Raw genomic sequence first — 1,081 nt, forward strand, 5'->3', positions numbered from 1 at the left:
GCTACAAGATCTATTGGTTCATCATGGGGAGTGCCCGCGGCGGTTTCGACGGGAACCACCGCGGGCCGGGGCGGCGGAGTGACTCATACAAGATCTGTCCGCGTGACATCGCGTTGACCTGTCCACCGCCGCCCCGCGACGGGCCCGGCACCCCGGGGTGACCTGATAGAAGGCTGCGAACTGCCCGCAATAGATATGTCCCCCGGGCCCGCCGGGCCCGACCGTGATCCCGTCACCATCGCAGTCGAGGAGAACAGGACCCCCCTCATGGTGACAGTGGGCATCGACCCCCACAAGCGCCTCTGCTACGCCGCGGCCGTCGACGCGGCCGGCCGGCGCATCGGCCCCGTGCACAAGACCGCCGGCGCCCGCGATCTGAGCGCCCTGCTGGAGTGGGCCCGCCGCAACGCGGACGGGGCCGAGCAGGTGCTCTGGGCGATCGAGGACGGGCGCGGACTGGCCCGGCCCCTGGCCGACGCGCTGCTGCTGGCCGGCCAGAGGGTGGTGTGGGTGCCCGCCCGGGCCATGGCCGCCCACCGGCGCCTGCACAACCGCACCGGCGCCAAGTCCGACGCCATCGACGCCGCGGCCGTGGCGCGGGCCGCCGTGGCCGAACCCGACCTGGCGCCCCACCGCATCGACGAGCGGGTACGCGAGCTGCGGCTGATGGCCGACCGGCGCGCCGACGCGGTCCAGCGCCGCACCCAGCTGTGCAACAAGCTCACGGCCTGGATCCACACCTGGTTCGACCACGCCCCCGCCGACCTGGCCCGGGCCAAGCACCGCGCCGCGCTGCAGGCGGCGATCGAGGACGCCGCCCTGCCCGCCTACGCCCGCGAGGCCTTCACCGGGGTGCTGGCCGAGATCGCTGAGCTGAGCGCGCTCATCTGCGGGCTGGAGCGCGACATCGCCCGCGAGGTGGAACCTTTGGCCCCGCACCTGCTGGCGATACCGGGCATCGGCCCCGTCTCGGCGGCGGTGCTTCTGGGCGAGATCGGCGACATCACCCGGTTTCCCACCGCGGCCAAGCTCGCCGCGCACACCGGGTGCGCGCCGATCCCGGTGTCCTCCTCGGGGCGGG

At 73.8% G+C, this 1,081-nt stretch carries 1 protein-coding gene; it reads left to right on the forward strand.

The window, feature by feature from the left end; genetic code table 11:
* Positions 1 to 267: 267 nt before the first annotated feature.
* Positions 268 to 1,081 (forward strand): IS110 family RNA-guided transposase (locus RM446_RS24625; protein ID WP_311547830.1); only part of this gene is annotated, 814 nt, incomplete at its 3' end.

The sequence above is a fragment of the Streptomonospora wellingtoniae genome (genome assembly GCF_031845375.1).
Lineage (GTDB): Bacteria > Actinomycetota > Actinomycetes > Streptosporangiales > Streptosporangiaceae > Streptomonospora > Streptomonospora wellingtoniae.